Source organism: Blastopirellula retiformator (genome assembly GCF_007859755.1).
In the GTDB taxonomy this organism is placed as follows: Bacteria; Planctomycetota; Planctomycetia; order Pirellulales; family Pirellulaceae; genus Blastopirellula; species Blastopirellula retiformator.
The window spans coordinates 130,045-148,743 of record NZ_SJPF01000008.1; the positions used below are offsets into that span (position 1 = coordinate 130,045).

Here is an 18,699-nt window from a genome sequence, read left to right on the forward strand (position 1 = left end):
TTCTTGTTGACAAAGCGCACGCAATTCGGGTCGATTGAGCATTGGAGGCAGTGACGTGGAGGCGGTTCAATCGCTTGCCCGGCAAGTTGCCGAAACTGCCGACTGACTGAGAACGGTTCCGCTACTACTTTTGGCATAAGAATTGGCTGATGACGAACAAACAAAGGCAGCTTGATTGGAGCTCGATTGGCCAGCACTTGGACGCCGATGGCTATGCGGTTGTTGATCTGCTGTCACCCCAACAGTGCGCCGCTTCCGTCGCCGCTTTCGACCAGGATTCCCTCTTTCGCAAGCATGTGGTGATGCAGGAGCAAGGATACGGTCAGGGAGAATACAAGTACTTCGCCTATCCGCTGCCAGAGGCGATCGCCCAGCTGCGGAACGATCTTTATCCCGGTCTGGCCGCGATCGCCAATCGTTGGAACGAGAAGCTGGCGATCGACGTCCGCTTCCCGGAGACGCATTCGCGGTTCTTAACTCGCTGTCACGATGCGGGACAGCGAAAGCCGACCCCATTGCTGCTGCGATACGAATCAGGCGACTTCAATTGCTTGCACCAGGACGTCTACGGCGAGCATGTCTTCCCGTTGCAGGTCGCAATTCTGCTCAGCGATCGCGGCAATGATTTTACTGGGGGCGAGTTTCTGTTGACCGAGGAGAGCCCGCAAATGCAGACGCGAGCCGAGGTCGTACCGTTGGGTCGAGGGCAGGGGGTGATCTTCCCAGTGCGGCATCGGCCGCAGGTTGGTGGGGAAGAAGCCGGTAGGTTCGAGATGCGACATGGGGTGAGCCGCATTCGCACGGGCCGGCGACATACGCTGGGGATCATTTTTCATGACGCGACGTAACGATTGCAGCGATTATCGGCGGCCGACGATAGTGGTCAGCCTGATCTCGCCGACAGACGCACTTCGGATTGTCGCAGACTATCGCCCATTCGAGGCAGGCAGGACGGTCGCGCTAGGGAAAGCAAGATAGCGTTTAGTGCTTTAAGCGAATCACTTTGCATATGGGCGGCAGGTATGACAGATGCGATTCGGGTTCTGTACGTCGAAGATCACGACTCCGACGCCAGGATCATCCAGTATCTTCTCGAAGGGTGCGTCGAAGAGAACTTCTCGGTCGAGTGGGTCGATACGCTAGCGAAGGCGATCGCCGCGATCCACGATCATCCGCTCGATCTAATCATTGCCGATCTCGGTCTACCCGATGGTCAGGGACTTAGCAACGTCCAGCGTCTACATGAAGCGGCTCCGACGACGACCATCGTCGTGCTGACCGCCGATGACGACGGCGCCGACGCAATCGAATCGATTCGCTACGGCGCCCAAGAGTATTTGTCGAAACAGAGTCTCCGCCGCGAGACGTTGATTCGCACGATCCGGCATTCGCTAGTCCGGCAAGAGCGGCTTATGACCGCCCAGGCCCAAGCGATGACCGACGCGTTGACCGGAATCGGCAATCGCCGGGCTTTCGAACGGGAGATGGACCGCCGGCTGCACGATTTTCGGCGAAGTAACGTTCACTTCTGCCTGGCGATTTTCGATGTCGATTTCTTCAAGAAAGTGAATGACGCGTGGGGCCATGACGTCGGCGACAATACGCTGCGCGTCGTCGGACGCACTTTGGTGAACGAGCTGCGGGCGACTGATCTTTCGTCGCGTCTAGGGGGAGAGGAGTTTGCCGCCATTCTTGCGGGATGTCGTTTGGAAGACGCCTGTCGCGTTTCCAATCGGATTCGTGGAACGATTAGCGAGCAATGCCGCCTGCAGGTGAAGCCGGAGTTTTCGTTAACGCTCAGCGGCGGCGTCGCCGAGGTGCAGGTAGGGGATGATCTGGAAACGCTCTACAACCGAGCGGACGAAGCGCTCTATTCGGCCAAGGAAAATGGGCGGAATCGCTGCATGGTCCATGATGGGAAGGGAATCGTGCCCCTAGAATCGCTAACGGCCGCCGATCATCGAACGCCGATTTTACACTCGTAGCGAATAGGCCCTCCCAATGTCGCCTATTTTGGGCGGCTCATAGCGGTTGTAGCGACAAGTGGCGGCGGGTTTGGACGGCGCCGGGAGGTTTGGCGGCGATTCTTTGCGATCGAGCTGCGGCTCAACGTAGATTTCAGAAGCGCCACGCAATCTCTGGCGAAGCGTGCTGAATGGATAACGCCAACGTCTGCGAGAGGATACCTCGTTGAATGACCTGCACCGCCTATTGATTACCGCCGAATCGGACGAAGTCGTCAACAACGTTCGGGCTCGTCTAGAGCAGGTGAGTGAGGGCTCGCTAACCATCGATCGCGTCGTATCGCTGAGTGATGCGATCGCGGCGACGCATGATCAACCCTACGATCTGGTGATTGTCGATCTCGAGCTGCCCGACTGCAGCGGCCTGGCGAATGTGACGCGTTTGAAGGAAGCGGCGCCCTCCGCCGCGGTGATCGTGCTGACCGCCGGCGACGATGATGCGCTTGAGCTAGAGGCGATTCGCCATGGCGCCCAGGAGGTAATCGCGAAGTGCGACGTTGGCGCGTCGCAGTTGGTTCGAGTGGTCAGCCAAGCGCTCGCTCGGCAACAATATATTGCGACCGCCCAGTCCCAAGCGATGACCGACACACTGACCGGCATCGGAAATCGTCGGGCGTTTGAACGCGAGATGGACCGCCGACTGCACGAGTTTCGCCGTCATGGCGTTCCGTTCAGTCTAGGAGTCTTCGACATCGACAACTTCAAGAAAATCAATGACGACTGGGGGCATGACGTCGGCGACAAGACGTTGCGGGTCGTCGGTGAGAGTCTCTACCAAGAGGTGCGTGCGACCGACATGGCGGCGCGGCTGGGCGGTGAGGTCTTCGCCGTGATTTTCGTTTCGACGCACTTGGCCGACGCGTTGCCGGTTTCGCACCGCGTTCGCGCGAAGATCGGTGAAATGTGTGCCGCCCGGATTCAGGACGAATTGCAGCTCACCTTAAGCGGGGGCGTCGTTGAGGTGAAAGCCGGAGACGATTTGCGTTCGATGCTGCACCGGGCGGACGAAGCGTTGTACGCTGCCAAGCATAGCGGCTGCGACTGTTGCTATACGAATGATGGCGCCTGCGTGTCGCCGGAACCGCCGCTCTCCGTTACAACCTTGTAGCGGCGCGAGTTGGCCAGACTGACTGGTACGTACCACAGGAGCAGCTGCGTATAAGCGAGAAACTGCTGCATATCGCCCCAAGCGACTTCGCTAGAGCCGAGTCCCGACCAAATGCCCAGGCGGTCGGCGACTGCCGACAGAAACGAAGCGGCCAGGGTGAAGCGAACAAGAGTAGCGGCGTAAGGAAGCTGCGAAGCGGAAGACGGCACGTCGGGGCTTATCAATCGGGGCGCCATGGGCGAAGCATTGCCCCAATTCTAGAGGGAGACTGGTCCTCTCCTAGATCCACTTGTGTGAGACTTGAGGGGGCCAATTTCTGGCGTCTTCGGCCAGTCATTTCCGCGGCGTTACGTCAATTCCCCACTCTTCTTCCACCCAGGCCGGAACCACGCCAAACGTGGCTCTGTCATGGGCCCAGTTGATCGTCGTCGACTGCTTGGCGTAATCGGTACAGAGGCGACTGGGGTGCGGCGTGACCCCAACCCGGCCGAGGTCCAGTCGATCGGCATCCCAGCAGGATTGCACCGTGATGTCGGGATGCGTTGGCTCATGGGTGTGACCATCACAGGCCTGATACAGCAGCTCAAATTCGTCGTCGGTCAGATCCAGATGCCGAGAACGAATGCGGCGCGCGTAGTCGGCCGCCCGTGGACCATGCAGAGGGTCGTGACCATCCGATTCGCGTTGCGAGTCATGCAACACGGCGAACAACGAAACAATCTTTTTATTCGCGCCAGTTTCGTGAGCGACGCGCAAGCCATTCTCCAGCACGCGGGCCCAATGGGCGACGCCATGAATGCCTCGCGGCGAGAGTTCGTAGCTAGATAGCACCAGCGCTAAGATCGGTCGGAGCTCCATGCCCGCATTCTACAAAACGACCGGCACAGCGGAGGAGCCTAGGGGGTTCGTGACTGGATTGAGCGAGCTTGGGGAGCGTCGGCCAGGGAGTGGGCCTTGCGGCCGGAGATGACCAAATCGGATTGAAGTTGTCGCGAACCAGCTCGTCAAACACGCGCAGCCGCGAGATTCAAACGAAACGCTCGGTTTCGAGTGTTGCGAAGCGTCTTCCCCTCGATGAGGTGGAGCTGCATCTCCATGCGACTGACCTTTCCTTGGCATCGGCCGAGCATTTGCCGGCGACACGATGATTGAGCGGCTACTTCCCATAGCGATCTACAGCAGACCGTATGCCAAAGAAGACAAGAACCGTGATTGTAGAGAGATTCGCCGATTTGTATCCCCTGCGCGGCTTTGAGTCGTTCATGTTGATCGGCAGTCGACCAGAAACTTGGCGGATCGTCAGGCCCGCTTCGGCTGACCACACTGGCGTCGCACCAGCGACAATTAGGCGGCGCGGCGGATCTCTTCGGGATAGCCAAAGCCGGTCGCCGCATCGTTCCAGCGGCGAATCGCCACCGCGACTAGGTGGCCGCCAAAGGCGACCGAGAGCTTTAGGGCATGCTGCGCCTTCAACTGGCGCCCCACTTGGGGAATGCAGTCGAGGTCGCATTCCGGATCAGGATTTCGCAGATTGGAAGTCGGCGGGATGAAGCCGTCTCGCAGCGCCATCGTGGTGATAGCCAGCTCAACGCTGCCGGACGCGTTGACCAAGTGCCCGAGCATCGACTTCAGACTGCTGACGCACGTCCTCTGCGCTTGAATGCCGAACGAAGATCGAATGCCGCGGATTTCGTTGATGTCGTTCTGTTTGGTGCCAGTGCCGTGGCAGTTGACGTATTCGATGTCGCGCGGGGTTAGATCGCTGATACGGAGGGTATCGTTCAGCAGACGCTCCAGGGCGCCGCTCTCCATGTCCAAGCCGGTCACATGGTGCGCTTCCGACAAGCAGCGGCAGCCGAGGATCTCGGCGTAGATCTTGGCGCCGCGAGCCATCGCGTGGCTCAGACGCTCGATGACGAACATCGCCGAGCCTTCTCCCATCACAAAGCCATTCCGATTTTTGTCGAACGGGCGGCACGAGTTTTTGGGGTCTTCGCTATCTGACAGGACGCGCATGCTGCGAAAACCGGCGGCAAACAGGGGATCGATCGTCTCGCCGCTGCCAACCAAGGCGACGTCGCATTGGTTGTCGCGAATCGCTCGCACGGCGCTCAGCATGTCGATCAAGCCGCTAGCGCAGGCGGTCGAGTGGCAGATCCGCGGCCCCATCAGGCCGTAGCGATTGGCGATCTGCCCGCAGGAAGTGTTGGGGTAGAGCTGCTGCCACCAGCGGTTGCCAGAGGTGACCCAGTTGACGTCGCGGCCTTCCAGCACGCTGCGTCCCGCAGCGTCGCCCATGTGTCCGCTGATCGCACAGCCAAAGCGGTCAAGGTCGACGTCGGTCAGGTCGATTTGGGAGTCGCGCATCGCCTCGGCGGCGGCAATGTCATTCAGCTGCATTGGCTTCATGACGTCGGGATCTTGATTGGGCAGATCGACCGGGGCGCCCAAGACCAGATTATCTGGAATCGGTCCCAGGTTCGTCATTCGGCGGATTCCGCACTCGCCGCGCTGGGCGGCGCGCCATGTCGATTCGCGGTCTTGGCCGATCGAGGTGATCATGCCGATTCCGGTGATGACGACAGGTTCTGTGGGGAGATGCGAAATCACGAAACGAACCAGATGGGCGAAGTTTTCCGAGTAGGTCAAAGGCTGGGCAATTGCGGAATCCAAAGGCGGGGCGAAGAGTACGAAATATCCGAATCTGCCGCGACACCAATTTTTGCGTCCCTTCGCGATGTGGGATTTCGGCCCACTTCGCGGCGGCGATTCGCAATTTATGGAAAAGTTGGCCCACGGCGCTTGCGGTTCAGGCTAGATTCGCTACACTTCGAGGCGTGGGATTTGAGCCCACTTGAGGAAAACTTTAGTCAATCTTGTGGGAAATCGGCCCAGAACCGGATTTTGGCTTCGCCCGCAACCTGCCCGGGGATCTCCTCGACAGCTATGGCGACCGCTGACTTCATCCTGGGTGAGTTCAACCGCAAGATCGACGAGCGATTTCGCTTATCGATTCCGACGGAATTGGCGGAGCCGCTTTGCGAAGAGTCGGCGGACCTGATCCTGGTCAAAGAGCGGCCTGGCTGCCTGAGTTTGTGGAACTCGGCCCAATGGCAGGCCAAGCTCGACGCAGGGGTCAACCTGGTGAAGGCCAAGATTGACGCCGGGCGACTGGAAGGTCGGATCGCTGATGTGCAGATGCTGGGACGGCTGTTGTCGACGCGTCAACGCAACGTGCAGTTGGCGGCGAAAGGGCGACTGCTGATTCCGGAAGGTTTTCGAGAGTTTTTAGGAGTTGAAACAGGCGGAGAAGTGCTGATTGTTGGCGCCGCCGTCTGTGTTGAACTTTGGAGGCCCGACGCCTGGCTGGCGAACTTGGAAGAGCAGATGCCTGAGTTCCGCAGCCTGCTCGACGGCTTGTCCAATTAACCGAACAACGCGTACCCCCGGTGATTCGTATCGACTGATCGTCAACTGAGAAGCTGTTTAGTCCACAGCGCCTTAGATTGTTGGCAAGACACATCCAAGGATGGCAACTTCGGCATGGAAGCCGAGCTTTTGGTCGATACCGACACCGTTAAATGGCCGCTGAATCCAGATTAGTCCCCTGGATTCAGCGGCTTTTTCTTTGCGCCAGCGTTGGTGGGGCAGGGGGTTGTTGGCCGCGTAGATCGGCCAGAGAACGCCAAAAGTCGCCCGATTGCGCAAGCGTCTCTCGCTTTTCCTGGTTTTCGCGTTGCCCATGCTAGCGATTTGGTAGACTCCGGTTCTTCTCCGAGTTCACCTCAACTAGCCGAAACGCCATGGATCATCCCGCTGTCGCAACAGCCGAAGAAGGGCCAGCCGCAGCCAAACCAACTCGCTTCCGCTCGCTCGACGTCTTTCGCGGGGCGTCGGTTGCATTGATGATCTTGGTCAACAACCCGGGAACTTGGTCGGCGATGTACCCGCCGCTGCAGCACGCCAAATGGCATGGCTGCACGCCGACCGATCTGGTCTTTCCCTTCTTTCTGTTCGCGGTCGGCAATGCGCTCGCGTTCGTCTTTGCGCGGCTGGAGAATGCGAGTACCGGCGAAGTGATGCGGCGGATATTGGTCCGCACATTGTTGATCTTCGCGATCGGCTTCTTGCTCAACCTGTTTCCGTTCGTTCGCTGGAACGACGCCGGCGAGTTGACGCTGAAATCGCTCGAGCATTGCCGGATCTTTGGCGTCTTGCAGCGGATCGCCCTTAGCTACGGCGGAGCGGCGATGTTGGTGTGGTGGCTCGGCCAAGCGGGTAAGACGCGGGGCGTTGTCGTGGCGACCGCGATCTTGCTGGTCGGCTATTGGATTGCCTGCCTGGTGCTCGGTGATCCGGCCGATCCTTACAGTCTGGAGGGATTCATCGGGACGAAAATCGACCGGGCGCTGTTGGGCGAGAATCATCTCTATCACGGCGAAGGGGTTCCGTTTGATCCGGAGGGGCTCTTCAGCACCATCACCGGCGTTGCCCAAGTGATGATTGGTTGGCTGGTCGGGCAGATGATGCTGCGTTCGGAGAAGAATATGGCGCTGGTCGGTCGGTTGATGCTGGTCGGAGTTCACCTGCTGCTGGCCGCCTACCTGTGGCAGCTGCTGTTTCCGCTGAACAAAAAAATCTGGACATCGTCGTTCGTGCTGCATACCTGCGGGCTGGCGACGCTCGCCTTGGCGTCGATCCTGTATTGGTTGGAAGTGCCGGCCGGCGAGAACGGCGGCGACTCACGCTTGGCGACGCTCGCGCGACGACTGCTCGGCGGGCTGTTCCGCTTCTTTGAGGTCTTCGGCAAGAATCCTCTGTTTATCTTTGTCTTCAGCGCTGTCGTTGTGAAATTGCTTGCCCTCTTTCGTTGGCATCCGGAGGGAAGCGACCGCTGGACTAGCCCGTTGCCGTGGATCTATAGCCATCTGTTTCGCTGGGAATGGATGGATCCGCGGCTCGGATCATTCTTGTTCAGCGTTTGCCTATTGATTGTGTATTGGTTGATTGTGGCGGTCATGGATCGGCGGAAGGTGTACATCAAGGTCTGACCTACTTCTGTTCGTCGCTGACGCAAATGGTAAGATGAGGGCGTATAGTCAAGGAAACGCTTTCAATCCCAACAATCGAAAGGCGGCAGACATGAAATTGACCGACTTCTACAACGAAGTTTCGCGGCATACCGATACGGCCAAGACGGCGATCACCGTGGCCGATACGAAACGGGTTTTGTCTGAGGCCTTCATCGTCCTAGCGAAAATGGACGCCGCCGAGTTCGCCGATACGGTGAGCAAAGGGGTTGCCCAGGCGAAGAAGAAGCTGGGCAAGTAGGCAGGCTCGCCCATTTGAATGGAAGAGAAGAGATCGTCGTACGAGTCTCTTGGCGGTTAATTTCAGCGGCTAGTTTCGCTGAGATTAGCCGCTTGGCCAGCGGTGTTGGTCAAAGGGCCGCCATCAGTTTCTTATAATCCACGTCCGTCATCTCCTCTTCCAGAAAACGGTACGACAGCACGTAACGTTGCATCCGTTGGGCGTCGGTGGCGAATTTCTCAGGACGCAGCAGCAGTCGCGAGAGGTTGGCGTTGTCGCGCAGGTCCGAGTGTTTCACCTGCCGGGCGATCGGATTCGCTTTGCAGGCAATGACATAGTCGGCGTACGACTGACCGTCGTCGTGCGTGACCAATCGCAGGGCGGCCAGGACTTCCTCGCTGAAACCTTCCAGGGCCAGATCCTCGAAAGTGATCGGCGTGTCTTCAACCACGTCATGTAGTGCCGCTACAATTTGCGCCGTTTCTCCTTCAACGCCCTGCATCACGCGCAATGGGTGAAGGAGATAGGGTTGGCCCTGTTTATCTTTGACGCCGGCGTGTGCGGTGGCGGCGATTTCTACCGCTTTCTCGCGCGTGGCCAAGGGGTGTCTTCCAGGAAGGATTGGAAACTGCGATCGTGTCGCTCTGCATTCGATTCGGACCGGCACAGCGATGCAACCAAGGGGCGGCGCCGCCGGCGCGGCCTTGCCTGAGCGGGTAAAACTAGGCCTGCGCTATTGCAAAAGGACTGCAAGTGCATAGTATGTACGAACTGGCTTCTTTCACCGCCTTTTCTCCTTTTACAGGATATTGACCCCATGATCGCCCCCAGCCCGCTTCGAAAACTGCCGGTAACCGTTCTGTCTGGTTTTTTGGGAGCCGGCAAGACGACGCTGCTCAATCATGTCCTGCAGAATCGCCAAGGTCTGAAGGTGGCGGTGATCGTCAACGACATGAGCGAGGTCAACGTCGACGCAGCGCTGGTTCGTCAGGGGGACGCTCAACTGAGCCGAACGGACGAAAAACTGGTCGAAATGTCGAACGGTTGTATTTGCTGCACGTTGCGGGAAGATCTGCTGTTGGAAGTCGGGCGACTGGCGCGTGAAGGGCGGTTTGACTACCTACTTATCGAAAGCACCGGAATCAGCGAACCGCTGCCGGTCGCCGAGACGTTCACGTTTGAAGACGAGTCAGGCGAGCGGCTGGCCGACTATGCCGAACTCGACACGATGGTCACCGTTGTCGACGCCGGCAATTTTTTGACCGACTACACGTCATGGGACGACCTGACCGATCGCCGGGTCGGACTTTCCGATGAGGACAAACGCAACGTCGTCGATCTGTTAGTCGATCAAATTGAGTTTGCTAATGTGATCATCATCAACAAGCTCGATCTGGTGGCGCCCGATCGATTGGAACTGATTCAGGGGCTGATTCGTCGTTTGAATCCGACTGCCCGAGTCCTGCTTTCCTCACATGGCCAGATCGAACTCGACCAGGTGCTAGGAACCAATCTCTATCAACTTGCGGATTCGGCCGAGCATCCCGAATGGCTAAAAACCGAGCGTGGCGCCGAAGAGCCGGAGACCGAAGAATATGGCATCGGCAGCTTCGTCTATCGGGCCCGCCGTCCTTTTCATCCCGAGCGAATCTGGTCCGCGCTCGACCTGGACAACGGCGTCTTGAACGGCGTGATGCGCAGCAAGGGCTTTGCTTGGATCGCGTCAAAGAACGACTTCGCCTTCCAGTGGTCGCAGGCAGGAGTCTCTATGCAACTGGAGCCAGTCGGCTATTGGTGGGCCGGAGCGCCTTCAGAGTTGCTGCCCGAACAGAGCGAAATCCCGCAGGACGTGCTAGCGCAGTTCCAAGGCGAATATGGCGATCGCCGTCAGGAGTTGGTCTTTATCGGAATCGACATGGACGAATTAGCGATTCGCGAGCAACTGGACGCCTGTTTGGTCACCGACATGGAATATGTCCAGGGACCGGAGATGTGGGAGCGGTTTGCGGATCCAATGCCGGCGGTGGAGACGGGGGAAGAGGATTAATCACAACTCGAGTAGGGTGGGTGGAGCAAGCGTTAAGAGGTCAACCACTCTCGCGATGCGTCGCTCGCTTGCGCAACCCGCCTGCGACTTGATATCGCAGGCACCGCCTTGTAGCCCGCTGCGACTAAACTGCGGTCGTCGCTACTTCTTCCCCTGTGACATCGCCACATAGCCCATCCGCAGCTCATGCAAGGCATTTTCGAGCATCTGCTCTTCGTCGGTCGTCAGGTTGCCCTTGGTCTTCGTTTCGATCACTGCCAACATTTCGATCATGTGCTTGGCCAGACCAAGTTCGACCATCGGCTGCCCGGTTTCGGGATTGGGAATTTGCCCCATCGCGGCGAAGGCCTGGGTGGCGAGCATGGAGATCAGCATCCGGAAGTCTGGCGGCGGCAGTTTGCTGGGGTCAAACTTGGCGCCAGCGTGCGTCGTCGTCGCTTCGGCCGCCGGTTGATCGGCGGCGGTTTCTTCGGTTTGCGGTTTTTCGGCTTCCGGGCTCATGGGGCGTCCTTCGGAGAGTAGGTTTACGTTTCGGCCGTTTCTTCGCTCGGCGAGGCGTTGGGCGCCGACTTGCCGCGACGTTCGATGGCGGCGCCGACGAAGCCGGCGAACAGCGGCTGGGCCTGGATCGGCTTCGATTTAAATTCGGGGTGGAACTGCACCGCGACAAACCACGGATGCTCTTCGTTCTCGATGATCTCGACCAGTGAGCCATCGGGCTTCAGTCCCGAGAATCGCAGCCCATGGCTGCTGAACTGTTCGCGGTACTTGTTGTTGAACTCGTAGCGATGGCGATGTCGCTCGTTGATCAGGTCCTGGCCATACGCGTCATGCGCGTGGGTACCAGGCGTGAGCGAACAATCTTGGGCGCCTAGACGCATCGTGCCACCCTTGTCAGTGATGTTCTTCTGCTCGTCGAGCAGGCAGATCACCGGGTGCGGCGTGTCTTTCGAGAACTCGGTCGAGTGGGCGCCTTCCAGGCCAACGACGTTGCGGGCAAACTCGATCGCGGCGCACTGCATGCCGAGACAAATGCCGAGGAACGGGATGTTCCGCTCGCGGGCGTACCGAATTGCTTCGACCTTGCCTTCGATGCCCCGTTCGCCAAAACCGCCAGGGACCAGAATGCCGTCGAAGCCCGACAGCAGCCGCTCGGCGCCTTCCGACTCGATCGCTTCGCTCTGAATCCGGCCGATCCGGATCTGGGCGCGATGGGCAATGCCGGCATGGTCGATCGCTTCGTAAATCGACTTGTAGGCGTCTTTGTGTTCGGCGTACTTGCCGACCACCGCGATGCTGATTTCGGCCTCTGGATTACGTAGCGTGTGCAAAATCTCTTGCCAATGCGTCAGGTCGATCTGTGTGCGGGGGAATTTGAACTTCTTGGCGATCAGGTCGTCCAACCGGTTCTCGTGCAGGCTGAGCGGCACTTCGTAAATCGAGAAGTCCTTGTCCTTCTCTTCAATGACCGCTTCGATCGGCACATTGCAGAAGAGGGCGATCTTTTCGCGATCGTCGTGGCTCAGGTTCCGCTCGGTGCGGCAGATCAAGATATCGGGCTGGATACCAATCTCCCGCAATTGGCCAACCGAGTGTTGGGTCGGCTTCGTCTTTAGCTCGGCCGCCGCTTTCAGATACGGAACCAGCGTCAAGTGAATGTACAGGCAGTTCTCTTTGCCGGCCGTCAGCGAGAACTGACGAATCGCTTCGAGGAACGGCTGGCTCTCGATGTCGCCGACCGTACCGCCGATTTCGGTGATCACGACGTCGGTTTCGTCATCCCCCAGCTTTTCGATGACGCTTTTGATCTCGTTGGTGATGTGCGGAATGACCTGGACCGTTTTGCCCAGGAACTCGCCGCGACGTTCTTTGTTTATCACCGACAGGTAGATTTGACCGGTCGTGTAATTGGCGTCGCGGGTCAGGGGGCTATTGGTGAAGCGTTCGTAGTGACCCAGGTCGAGGTCGGTCTCGCTGCCATCGTCCAGCACATAGACTTCGCCATGCTGGTAGGGGCTCATCGTGCCGGGATCGACATTGATATAGGGGTCGAGCTTCTGCATTTTGACGCGAAGCCCGCGCTGCTCGAGCAGCATGCCGATGGAAGCGCTGGTCAGCCCTTTACCGAGTGAGCTAACAACGCCGCCGGTCACGAAAATATGCTTGGTCATGAACCTTCCCTGCAAATGCAGCAATCTGCTGCTAGCGTACCCCAAAAGACGAACGCCGCCCAACGATGAGCGGCGAGGCGTATTTGCGTCAGAATTCCCTAATCGCGCCTAAACCAACTTTTTAGGGCGCAAGAGACGCAAGAGACGCAAGAGACTGTTTCGGCCAGGACCGTCACCCCTGGGGCTTTATCTTAACAAGCAAGCTTGCGGCTGACAAATGCCGCATAGTCGCTGGGGGTATCGATCCCCGAGGAGGCCTCGTTGACGACGCCGACGTGAATCGACTCGCCCATCGACAGAACTCGAAGCTGCTCCAGACTTTCCAGCTTTTCGATTTCGGTCCGCGGAGCCGCGGCAATCCGTAGCAGAAAATCACGGCGATACGCGTAAATGCCAAGGTGCATCAAGAAGTGGGGGGGATCGGCCTCCAGCACGGCATCGTCCCACTCGCGGACGAACGGAATCTGGCTGCGGCTGAACAGCAGCGCTTTGCCGTTTTGGTCGAGCACAACCTTCACGCAGGCCGGGTCCGAAAGCTGGGCCTTTTCGCGGATCGGCGTGGCCAGCGTCCCCATGTTCACGCTCGGGTTTTCTTCCATGAGCTTGATCAACGCGTCGATCGAGCTTGAAGCGATCTCAGGCTCGTCCCCCTGGACGTTGAGCAGCAGATCAAACTCGGGCAGCTGCATCGCCGCTTCGGCTAGGCGATCGGTGCCGCTGGCGCACGCTTCGCTGGTCATGATCACATCGCCGCCGAAATTCTGAACGGCCTCCTGAATCGAGGGGTGATCGGTCGCAACGACCACCTTTTCGGGGCGGAGGGCATCGACCGCCGATTCGTAGGTGTGCTGGATCAGCGGCTTGCCCGTTTCGGCCAACAGCATCTTGTGCGGCAGACGGGTCGACTGCAGGCGGGCCGGGATAATGACGGCGGTACGAAGGTGGAGACGGAGCGGAGCTTGGGGGGACATGGCGACCTTCCTTGGCCAGCGGAAACGAACGGGAATCGTCGGATTGTAAATTCGGCATAAACAAAACAACTAGACCAATTTTCGCCCCTTCCCTGATCGCTGTTCTTAAATTGCCCAGATTATGCTAGTTTGCCCATAATGGGCGTATCTTTCTGTCGGGGCGCGTCCTTTTTCTACGACGTTTCAGGAGCATGCGATGTGCGGCATCGTGGGTGTGGTTGGAGACCGTCAGGCGGTTGAGTTCATCGTCCAGGGGCTGCGTCGGCTCGAATATCGGGGTTACGACAGCGCTGGAATCGCCGCGATCGACCCTGGTGACGATGCCATCAGCGTCTGCAAAACGGCCGGACGGATAGATAATCTGGCGGCCCGGCTCTCGAAACGGCATTTGGTTGGCTCGGCCGGCATCGGGCATACCCGCTGGGCGACGCATGGCCCGGCGACCGAAACCAACGCGCATCCGCATGTCGGCCAGGGGGGCGAGGTCGTCCTGGTCCACAACGGCGTGATTGAGAACTACGCCAAGCTGAAGGAAAAGCTAATTGCCCGCGGCTATCAGTTTTCGACGGAGACCGACAGTGAAGTGATCGCGCACCTGGTCGAAGAATGCCGCCGCCGACGATTGGCCGATCGAAAGGCGAACGAGCCGCCGACCGACGAGCAGGTTATCGACATCGTGCAAGACGCGCTGGTCCAACTGCGCGGCACCTATGGTCTGGCGATTCTGTTCAAGGATCGCCCTGATCTGATCGTGGCGGCCCGGTTGGGCAGTCCGCTGGTGGTGGGCGTTGGCGACGACGTTCATTACCTGGCGAGCGACGCTTCGCCGCTGGCTGGATTTACCGACAAGATCGTCTATCTGGCCGACCATCAGATCGCCTTGTTGACCGCCGATACGCTGCAAGTTCGGCATCGTGATCATGGCGCGATTGAGCATAGCGTCGAAGTGATCGAGATCGACGCGTCCGACGTCGACCTGGGCGGTTACGAACATTACATGCTCAAAGAGATCTTCGAGCAGCCGCAATCGGTTCAGAACACGATGCGGGGCCGCTTGAGCTTGGACGACGCGACGGCCGTCTTTGGCGGTTTGAACCTGTCGCCGCAAGAGTTGCGCGGCGTCGATCGGATTCTGTTAACTGCCTGCGGCACCAGTTGGCATGCGGCGATAGTGGGCGAATACATCATCGAGGAAATGGCTCGCATCCCGGTCGAGGTCGAATATGCCTCGGAACTGCGGTATCGCAACCCGCCGGTTCCGCGGCGGACGCTGGTGTTTGGAATCACGCAAAGCGGCGAAACGGCCGATACGCTGGCCGCCCTGCGAGAGATGAAGCGGAAAGGGCATCCGACGCTGGCGATCTGCAACGTCGTCGGCAGCACGATCGCCCAAGAGGCGGACGGCGGCATTTACTTGCACGCTGGACCGGAGATCGGGGTCGCTTCGACCAAGGCTTACACGTCGCAATTAGCGGTGATGGCGATGCTGGGGCTTTATTTCGGGCGATTGACCCATCTCAGCTTCGATCAGGGCTACCGCATCATCGAAGCGATGCAGAAATTGCCTGCCGCGGTCGAGAAGGCCCTTGAAGCGGACGACGCTGTGCGCAAAATCGCCGAGAAGTACCAGGCCGCCAGCAACTTCCTGTACCTGGGGCGGCATTTCAACTTCCCCACGGCTCTAGAAGGGGCGCTGAAGCTGAAAGAAATCAGCTATATCCACGCCGAAGGCTATCCGGCCGCCGAATTGAAACATGGTCCAATCGCCCTGGTCGACGAGCAAACGCCCAGCGTCTTCATCATGCCGCGAGGCGTCGTCTACGACAAAGTGATGTCGAATCTCGAGGAAATCAAAGCCCGCAGCGGCCCGGTGATTGCGATCGCCAGTGAAGATGATGACCAGGTCGCCAAAATCGCCGACGATGTGATCCGGATCCCGATGGTGGAGGAGTTCTTACAGCCGATCGTCTCGATCATTCCGCTGCAGCTGTTGGCCTATCACATCGCTCAATTGCGCGGATGTGATGTTGACAAACCGCGGAATCTAGCGAAGAGCGTGACGGTGGAGTAGGGCCTTCCCCGTCATTACGGCGTAACTCTAGAATCGTGCTTGACTTTACCCCTCTGGTGGTGTAGCAAGGGAGCTCCTTGCCATCGTAATTTGGGGACGCACGATGTCGATTTCCGTTCAATGCACACAATGCAGTGGCTCGTTTCAGGTCGCTGATAAATACGCCGGTTCAAAGATCCGTTGTCCGAAATGCAAAGTGGGGGTGATTCAGGTCGCCACCAGTCAGTCGAGCTGGGACGACGGCGAATTTCGGCTGAAGCCGGACGAGACCATCTATGATGCCGCCGCCGAGACGGCGAAGCGACAGGGATCGTTTCTGAAAAGCCGATCTGCCCGCCGCTGGATGATGCGCGGACGAGTTTGGCTGGGCTCAGCCATTGCGGCCTGCGGATTGATCGCGGCTGGTTATTTTCTCTTCTTTGGGTTTGGCGAAGTGGACGTCGCCGGGCCCGATATGGCTCCCGCCCCCTCGATGTCGCAAAGCGCTCCCGTTGCTGGTTCTGCCCCTTCTTCGTTCAATCCACTTGGAGGCGGCGACTCGTTTGTCGCCAATTCTCGTGGGGAAAGCGGAATTGAACCATCGATCGCACCAGCCGCAATGCCTGCGCCATTCGATCAACCGAGCGACAATCTCCCGCCCGGCGCCGTTCAGGCAAACGTTCGGCCGGAGCCAGGCTCGTTCGTTCCGATGAACCGCGGTCGGTAACCGGCCAATAGGGCGCGTCCGACAACAAGAAATATCTCGAGCGTACCCGATTCAGTCGGCAAATTTGTGTTGTGGGAGGAGATTCCGGTCGAGTAGCATTGCTAGGAAGGGCGTGGAAGGCGCCCTCCTTTTCTCGTTGTCTCTTCGAAAAACCTGGCCAAGGCGTCTCCATGCCGATTCCAGTCAACTGTCCTCAATGCCGTCAGAGTTTTCAGCTCGCCGACAAATTCGCGGGCTGCAAGATTCGTTGTCCCAAGTGCAACGCGGCGGAGATTCTGGTTGCCGAACGCGGAGCGAGCCAGGGCGACGCCGAATACCAACTTAGACCTGTGTTGCCAGCACGGTCGGCATCCGGGGCTGCTTGTCGGCGGCGTCGTCATCGCGGTGTTTTCGACATGGGGCGCGGTCGCAGGTTTGGGATCGGTCGAGTTGCCTGCCTGGGAAACCGACGCGACGTCGCCGCAAGCGACTGACGGGAGCTTTCGCCCCTCGCCCAAGGCGCCAGCGCCTTTACCCGTTGGTCAGGAACCGGCGGTTGCGGTCCGAGGAGGCGATCGGTCGCCTGCACCATCTCCGGTGATCGTCAGCGCTCCGACGGTAAGCATCCCCGGGCATGATCCACCGCCTCAAGGCTCGCGTTCACAGCCGCAACTTCCCCCAATGCAGCTTGTCACCTATCACGGCGCCCGCCACCCGTTTGCGGTCGATCTTCCGACGCACAACGTCGTGATTTTTCAGCATGGCTCCGACACCGTCTATCAATGGGCGCCAGGGCCGGGCGGGGGACCGAATGCACGGACTGTCGACCGACGTTTTCTGTTTCGAGTTGTCCATCATCATCGTTTGCCGGGGGAGGGAGATCTCGCGGCGATTGAGCGGCTGGAGCAGACGCACAACATCGGCTGGCCTGGGAGGGCTTTTCCCCCCGAGCGCATCGCAAGAACCACGCCCACGATTGACGGCTATCGCGCGGTTGATCGTCAGTTGATCGGCGACAATTCGATGGTCTGGATGTCGCTATCGGTGGCGCACCCCAGCGGGATTTATCACCTGCAAGGCATGGGGCGGCCTACCGACGTTACGTCGACCGAGTTCGAGGCGATCAAAAACTCGTTTCGGTTCACACGCTGATTTTTTCTTGAGAATGAATGATGCCGATTCCTGTTCAATGTTCGAATTGCGGCGGCTCGTTTCGGGTCGCCGATAAGTTTGCTGGGGCAAAAATCCGTTGCCCCAAGTGCAAAGATGCTGCGATTCAAATTCCGGTGGTTTCTGCGGCTCCGGTCGATGAACCACTTGGCGGCTTGGACGACGTTTTCTCTTCTGCGTCAACGCTGGGACCGCTGCCGAAACAGCGAAAATCGGCCGGCAGTAGTCAAGCGACGCGGACCCTGTTGATGGTTGGCGGCGGTTTGTTGGCGTTGGTCGTCTTGATCGGCGGCCTGGCGATCGCCGGAAGTTATGCCTGGAATCTCGCCAAGCAATCCCAGGCCCCTCCCACGGTTCATTTTCAGGCCTCTTTCGGTGTTGAGCATTCAACGTCGAACTCCTCTGGTTCCGGCCCAGCGGATTCGGCGATGTTCGATCCGAATCAACTTCAAGCGTTCCGCCCCAAGAACTACCCGATCGAGTTGAGTTTTCCAGCCGGGCCGATCAAGCAAGAGCAAGTTGACGGACGCGAGCAATTTCGTTGGACTGTTCCGCCGCAATTCGACGTTTCCGAAGGCCTCGCTTTTAACGAAATCAAGTTAATCATCGTTCCAAAAGTGGAAGGTGAATCTGGCTATGCCGCGATCGAAAAAGCCAAGCAACTAATACCCCCGCTGCCGCCTGATGAAAGCCAGGTCCAAAATCGGCGTATGGGGAGTGGGGTGGTCGGCGGACGAAACGCTTTCATGGCGACGTACCAAATGCCGTCGCGGCAAACGGTGCACTTTGCGGCTTATATTCCAGATCGAAGGTACATCTACGTCCTGTTGGGGGAGGCCGATGGAAGTCTCCAGCATTCTAGGTGGGACGCGATCGTTCAGTCGGTCCGATTTAACGAAAGCGGCCCGATTGGCCCGCCCATGACGGCTGCGCCCGATACTGGCCCGCCTGGCATGGCAAGTTCAGGCAGGGAAGAGCCTCCCAAGCCCGTGGAACCCCCGCCGAGCTTGAAGGGCACGGCGATTGCGCCATGATGGGCAATCTGCGATAATCCGGCAAATACGTCTTGGCGATTTCGCGACGTCCGTTTCGCCGCCAGGCGTTCGCTTTGCAGGGAGGTCTTCCGCATGTCTTCTTCGGCC

General features: G+C 58.8%; 19 protein-coding genes. 11 read left to right on the forward strand and 8 right to left on the reverse strand.

Going from position 1 to position 18,699, the window contains the following annotated elements:
• Positions 1 to 149: 149 nt before the first annotated feature.
• The 3 genes from Enr8_RS24775 to Enr8_RS24785 all read left to right on the forward strand — a co-directional run bounded on the left by Enr8_RS24775 (position 150) and on the right by Enr8_RS24785 (position 3,132).
• The gene (locus Enr8_RS24775) at positions 150 to 848 is read left to right on the forward strand and encodes a 2OG-Fe(II) oxygenase (RefSeq protein ID WP_146437009.1); all 699 of its coding nucleotides are present in this window, start codon (positions 150 to 152) and stop codon (positions 846 to 848) included.
• A 174-nt stretch (positions 849 to 1,022) separates the two neighbouring features.
• Positions 1,023 to 1,985, forward strand: a complete 963-nt coding sequence (locus Enr8_RS24780) for a GGDEF domain-containing response regulator (protein WP_146437011.1) — start codon at positions 1,023 to 1,025, stop codon at positions 1,983 to 1,985.
• A gap of 205 nt (positions 1,986 to 2,190) precedes the next feature.
• Positions 2,191 to 3,132: a diguanylate cyclase gene (locus Enr8_RS24785; RefSeq protein WP_146437014.1), complete on the forward strand. Its 942-nt coding sequence runs from the start codon at positions 2,191 to 2,193 to the stop codon at positions 3,130 to 3,132.
• Here Enr8_RS24785 and Enr8_RS25660 read toward each other — a convergent pair.
• The 3 genes from Enr8_RS25660 to Enr8_RS24800 all read right to left on the reverse strand — a co-directional run bounded on the left by Enr8_RS25660 (position 3,072) and on the right by Enr8_RS24800 (position 5,742).
• Positions 3,072 to 3,341 (reverse strand): hypothetical protein, encoded by a 270-nt coding sequence (locus Enr8_RS25660; RefSeq protein ID WP_186767880.1) that lies wholly within the window; start codon positions 3,339 to 3,341, stop codon positions 3,072 to 3,074. The genes Enr8_RS24785 and Enr8_RS25660 overlap by 61 nt on opposite strands.
• 124 nt (positions 3,342 to 3,465) lie before the next feature.
• Complete coding sequence (locus Enr8_RS24795; RefSeq protein ID WP_146437016.1) at positions 3,466 to 3,990, reverse strand: HD domain-containing protein; 525 nt, start codon at positions 3,988 to 3,990, stop codon at positions 3,466 to 3,468.
• Positions 3,991 to 4,476: 486 nt separating this feature from the next.
• Complete coding sequence (locus Enr8_RS24800) at positions 4,477 to 5,742, reverse strand: beta-ketoacyl-[acyl-carrier-protein] synthase family protein (protein ID WP_222434946.1); 1,266 nt, start codon at positions 5,740 to 5,742, stop codon at positions 4,477 to 4,479.
• Positions 5,743 to 6,078: 336 nt separating this feature from the next.
• Between Enr8_RS24800 and Enr8_RS24805 the strand changes: the two genes are divergently transcribed.
• Positions 6,079 to 6,561 (forward strand): division/cell wall cluster transcriptional repressor MraZ, encoded by a 483-nt coding sequence (locus Enr8_RS24805; protein ID WP_146437022.1) that lies wholly within the window; start codon positions 6,079 to 6,081, stop codon positions 6,559 to 6,561.
• Between the two features lie 72 nt (positions 6,562 to 6,633).
• On the opposite strand, the gene Enr8_RS24810 is transcribed toward Enr8_RS24805, so the two are convergent.
• The gene (locus tag Enr8_RS24810) at positions 6,634 to 6,876 is read right to left on the reverse strand and encodes a hypothetical protein (protein WP_146437024.1); all 243 of its coding nucleotides are present in this window, start codon (positions 6,874 to 6,876) and stop codon (positions 6,634 to 6,636) included.
• Between the two features lie 59 nt (positions 6,877 to 6,935).
• Between Enr8_RS24810 and Enr8_RS24815 the strand changes: the two genes are divergently transcribed.
• Both Enr8_RS24815 and Enr8_RS24820 read left to right on the forward strand, forming a co-directional pair.
• On the forward strand, positions 6,936 to 8,183 hold the full coding sequence (locus Enr8_RS24815) for an acyltransferase family protein (RefSeq protein ID WP_146437027.1): 1,248 nt from the start codon (positions 6,936 to 6,938) through the stop codon (positions 8,181 to 8,183).
• A gap of 91 nt (positions 8,184 to 8,274) precedes the next feature.
• Positions 8,275 to 8,463 carry a hypothetical protein gene (locus Enr8_RS24820; protein WP_146437029.1) on the forward strand — a complete coding sequence of 63 codons (189 nt, stop codon included), beginning with the start codon at positions 8,275 to 8,277 and terminating at the stop codon, positions 8,461 to 8,463.
• A gap of 109 nt (positions 8,464 to 8,572) precedes the next feature.
• Here Enr8_RS24820 and Enr8_RS24825 read toward each other — a convergent pair whose 3' ends face one another.
• The gene (locus Enr8_RS24825; RefSeq protein ID WP_146437032.1) at positions 8,573 to 9,043 is read right to left on the reverse strand and encodes an HD domain-containing protein; all 471 of its coding nucleotides are present in this window, start codon (positions 9,041 to 9,043) and stop codon (positions 8,573 to 8,575) included.
• Positions 9,044 to 9,259: 216 nt separating this feature from the next.
• Here Enr8_RS24825 and Enr8_RS24830 point away from each other — a divergent pair, with 216 nt between their 5' ends.
• The gene (locus tag Enr8_RS24830; RefSeq protein ID WP_146437034.1) at positions 9,260 to 10,489 is read left to right on the forward strand and encodes a GTP-binding protein; all 1,230 of its coding nucleotides are present in this window, start codon (positions 9,260 to 9,262) and stop codon (positions 10,487 to 10,489) included.
• A gap of 141 nt (positions 10,490 to 10,630) precedes the next feature.
• Here the strand turns inward: Enr8_RS24830 and Enr8_RS24835 are convergent, their stop codons facing one another.
• From Enr8_RS24835 to kdsB, 3 genes are all read right to left on the reverse strand, one after another.
• Positions 10,631 to 10,990 (reverse strand): DUF1844 domain-containing protein, encoded by a 360-nt coding sequence (locus Enr8_RS24835; protein ID WP_146437036.1) that lies wholly within the window; start codon positions 10,988 to 10,990, stop codon positions 10,631 to 10,633.
• Between the two features lie 23 nt (positions 10,991 to 11,013).
• Complete coding sequence (locus tag Enr8_RS24840; RefSeq protein WP_146437038.1) at positions 11,014 to 12,660, reverse strand: CTP synthase; 1,647 nt, start codon at positions 12,658 to 12,660, stop codon at positions 11,014 to 11,016.
• 191 nt (positions 12,661 to 12,851) lie between these two features.
• Complete coding sequence (kdsB, locus tag Enr8_RS24845) at positions 12,852 to 13,631, reverse strand: 3-deoxy-manno-octulosonate cytidylyltransferase (RefSeq protein WP_146437040.1); 780 nt, start codon at positions 13,629 to 13,631, stop codon at positions 12,852 to 12,854.
• Between the two features lie 196 nt (positions 13,632 to 13,827).
• Here kdsB and glmS point away from each other — a divergent pair, with 196 nt between their 5' ends.
• The 4 genes from glmS (at position 13,828) to Enr8_RS25665 (ending at position 18,591) form a co-directional block, all read left to right on the forward strand.
• Entirely contained in the window at positions 13,828 to 15,702 is a 1,875-nt protein-coding gene (gene glmS, locus Enr8_RS24850; RefSeq protein WP_146437042.1) for a glutamine--fructose-6-phosphate transaminase (isomerizing), read from the forward strand.
• A 103-nt stretch (positions 15,703 to 15,805) separates the two neighbouring features.
• The gene (locus Enr8_RS24855; protein ID WP_146437044.1) at positions 15,806 to 16,408 is read left to right on the forward strand and encodes a hypothetical protein; all 603 of its coding nucleotides are present in this window, start codon (positions 15,806 to 15,808) and stop codon (positions 16,406 to 16,408) included.
• A gap of 279 nt (positions 16,409 to 16,687) precedes the next feature.
• Positions 16,688 to 17,539 carry a hypothetical protein gene (locus Enr8_RS24860; protein WP_146437046.1) on the forward strand — a complete coding sequence of 284 codons (852 nt, stop codon included), beginning with the start codon at positions 16,688 to 16,690 and terminating at the stop codon, positions 17,537 to 17,539.
• A 284-nt stretch (positions 17,540 to 17,823) separates the two neighbouring features.
• A complete protein-coding gene (locus Enr8_RS25665; RefSeq protein ID WP_186767881.1) occupies positions 17,824 to 18,591 on the forward strand; it encodes a hypothetical protein in 768 nt (255 codons plus the stop codon).
• Positions 18,592 to 18,699 lie beyond the last annotated feature (108 nt).

Coding starts and splice junctions, on each gene's coding strand:
- Enr8_RS24775 (WP_146437009.1), top strand. CDS start 150: ATGACGAACAAACAAAGGCAGCTTGATTGGAGCTCGATTGGCCAGCAC.
- Enr8_RS24780 (WP_146437011.1), top strand. CDS start 1,023: ATGACAGATGCGATTCGGGTTCTGTACGTCGAAGATCACGACTCCGAC.
- Enr8_RS24795 (WP_146437016.1), bottom strand. CDS start 3,990: ATGGAGCTCCGACCGATCTTAGCGCTGGTGCTATCTAGCTACGAACTC.
- Enr8_RS24805 (WP_146437022.1), top strand. CDS start 6,079: ATGGCGACCGCTGACTTCATCCTGGGTGAGTTCAACCGCAAGATCGAC.
- Enr8_RS24810 (WP_146437024.1), bottom strand. CDS start 6,876: ATGGGCAACGCGAAAACCAGGAAAAGCGAGAGACGCTTGCGCAATCGG.
- Enr8_RS24815 (WP_146437027.1), top strand. CDS start 6,936: ATGGATCATCCCGCTGTCGCAACAGCCGAAGAAGGGCCAGCCGCAGCC.
- Enr8_RS24820 (WP_146437029.1), top strand. CDS start 8,275: ATGAAATTGACCGACTTCTACAACGAAGTTTCGCGGCATACCGATACG.
- Enr8_RS24830 (WP_146437034.1), top strand. CDS start 9,260: ATGATCGCCCCCAGCCCGCTTCGAAAACTGCCGGTAACCGTTCTGTCT.
- Enr8_RS24835 (WP_146437036.1), bottom strand. CDS start 10,990: ATGAGCCCGGAAGCCGAAAAACCGCAAACCGAAGAAACCGCCGCCGAT.
- Enr8_RS24840 (WP_146437038.1), bottom strand. CDS start 12,660: ATGACCAAGCATATTTTCGTGACCGGCGGCGTTGTTAGCTCACTCGGT.
- kdsB (WP_146437040.1), bottom strand. CDS start 13,631: ATGTCCCCCCAAGCTCCGCTCCGTCTCCACCTTCGTACCGCCGTCATT.
- glmS (WP_146437042.1), top strand. CDS start 13,828: ATGTGCGGCATCGTGGGTGTGGTTGGAGACCGTCAGGCGGTTGAGTTC.
- Enr8_RS24855 (WP_146437044.1), top strand. CDS start 15,806: ATGTCGATTTCCGTTCAATGCACACAATGCAGTGGCTCGTTTCAGGTC.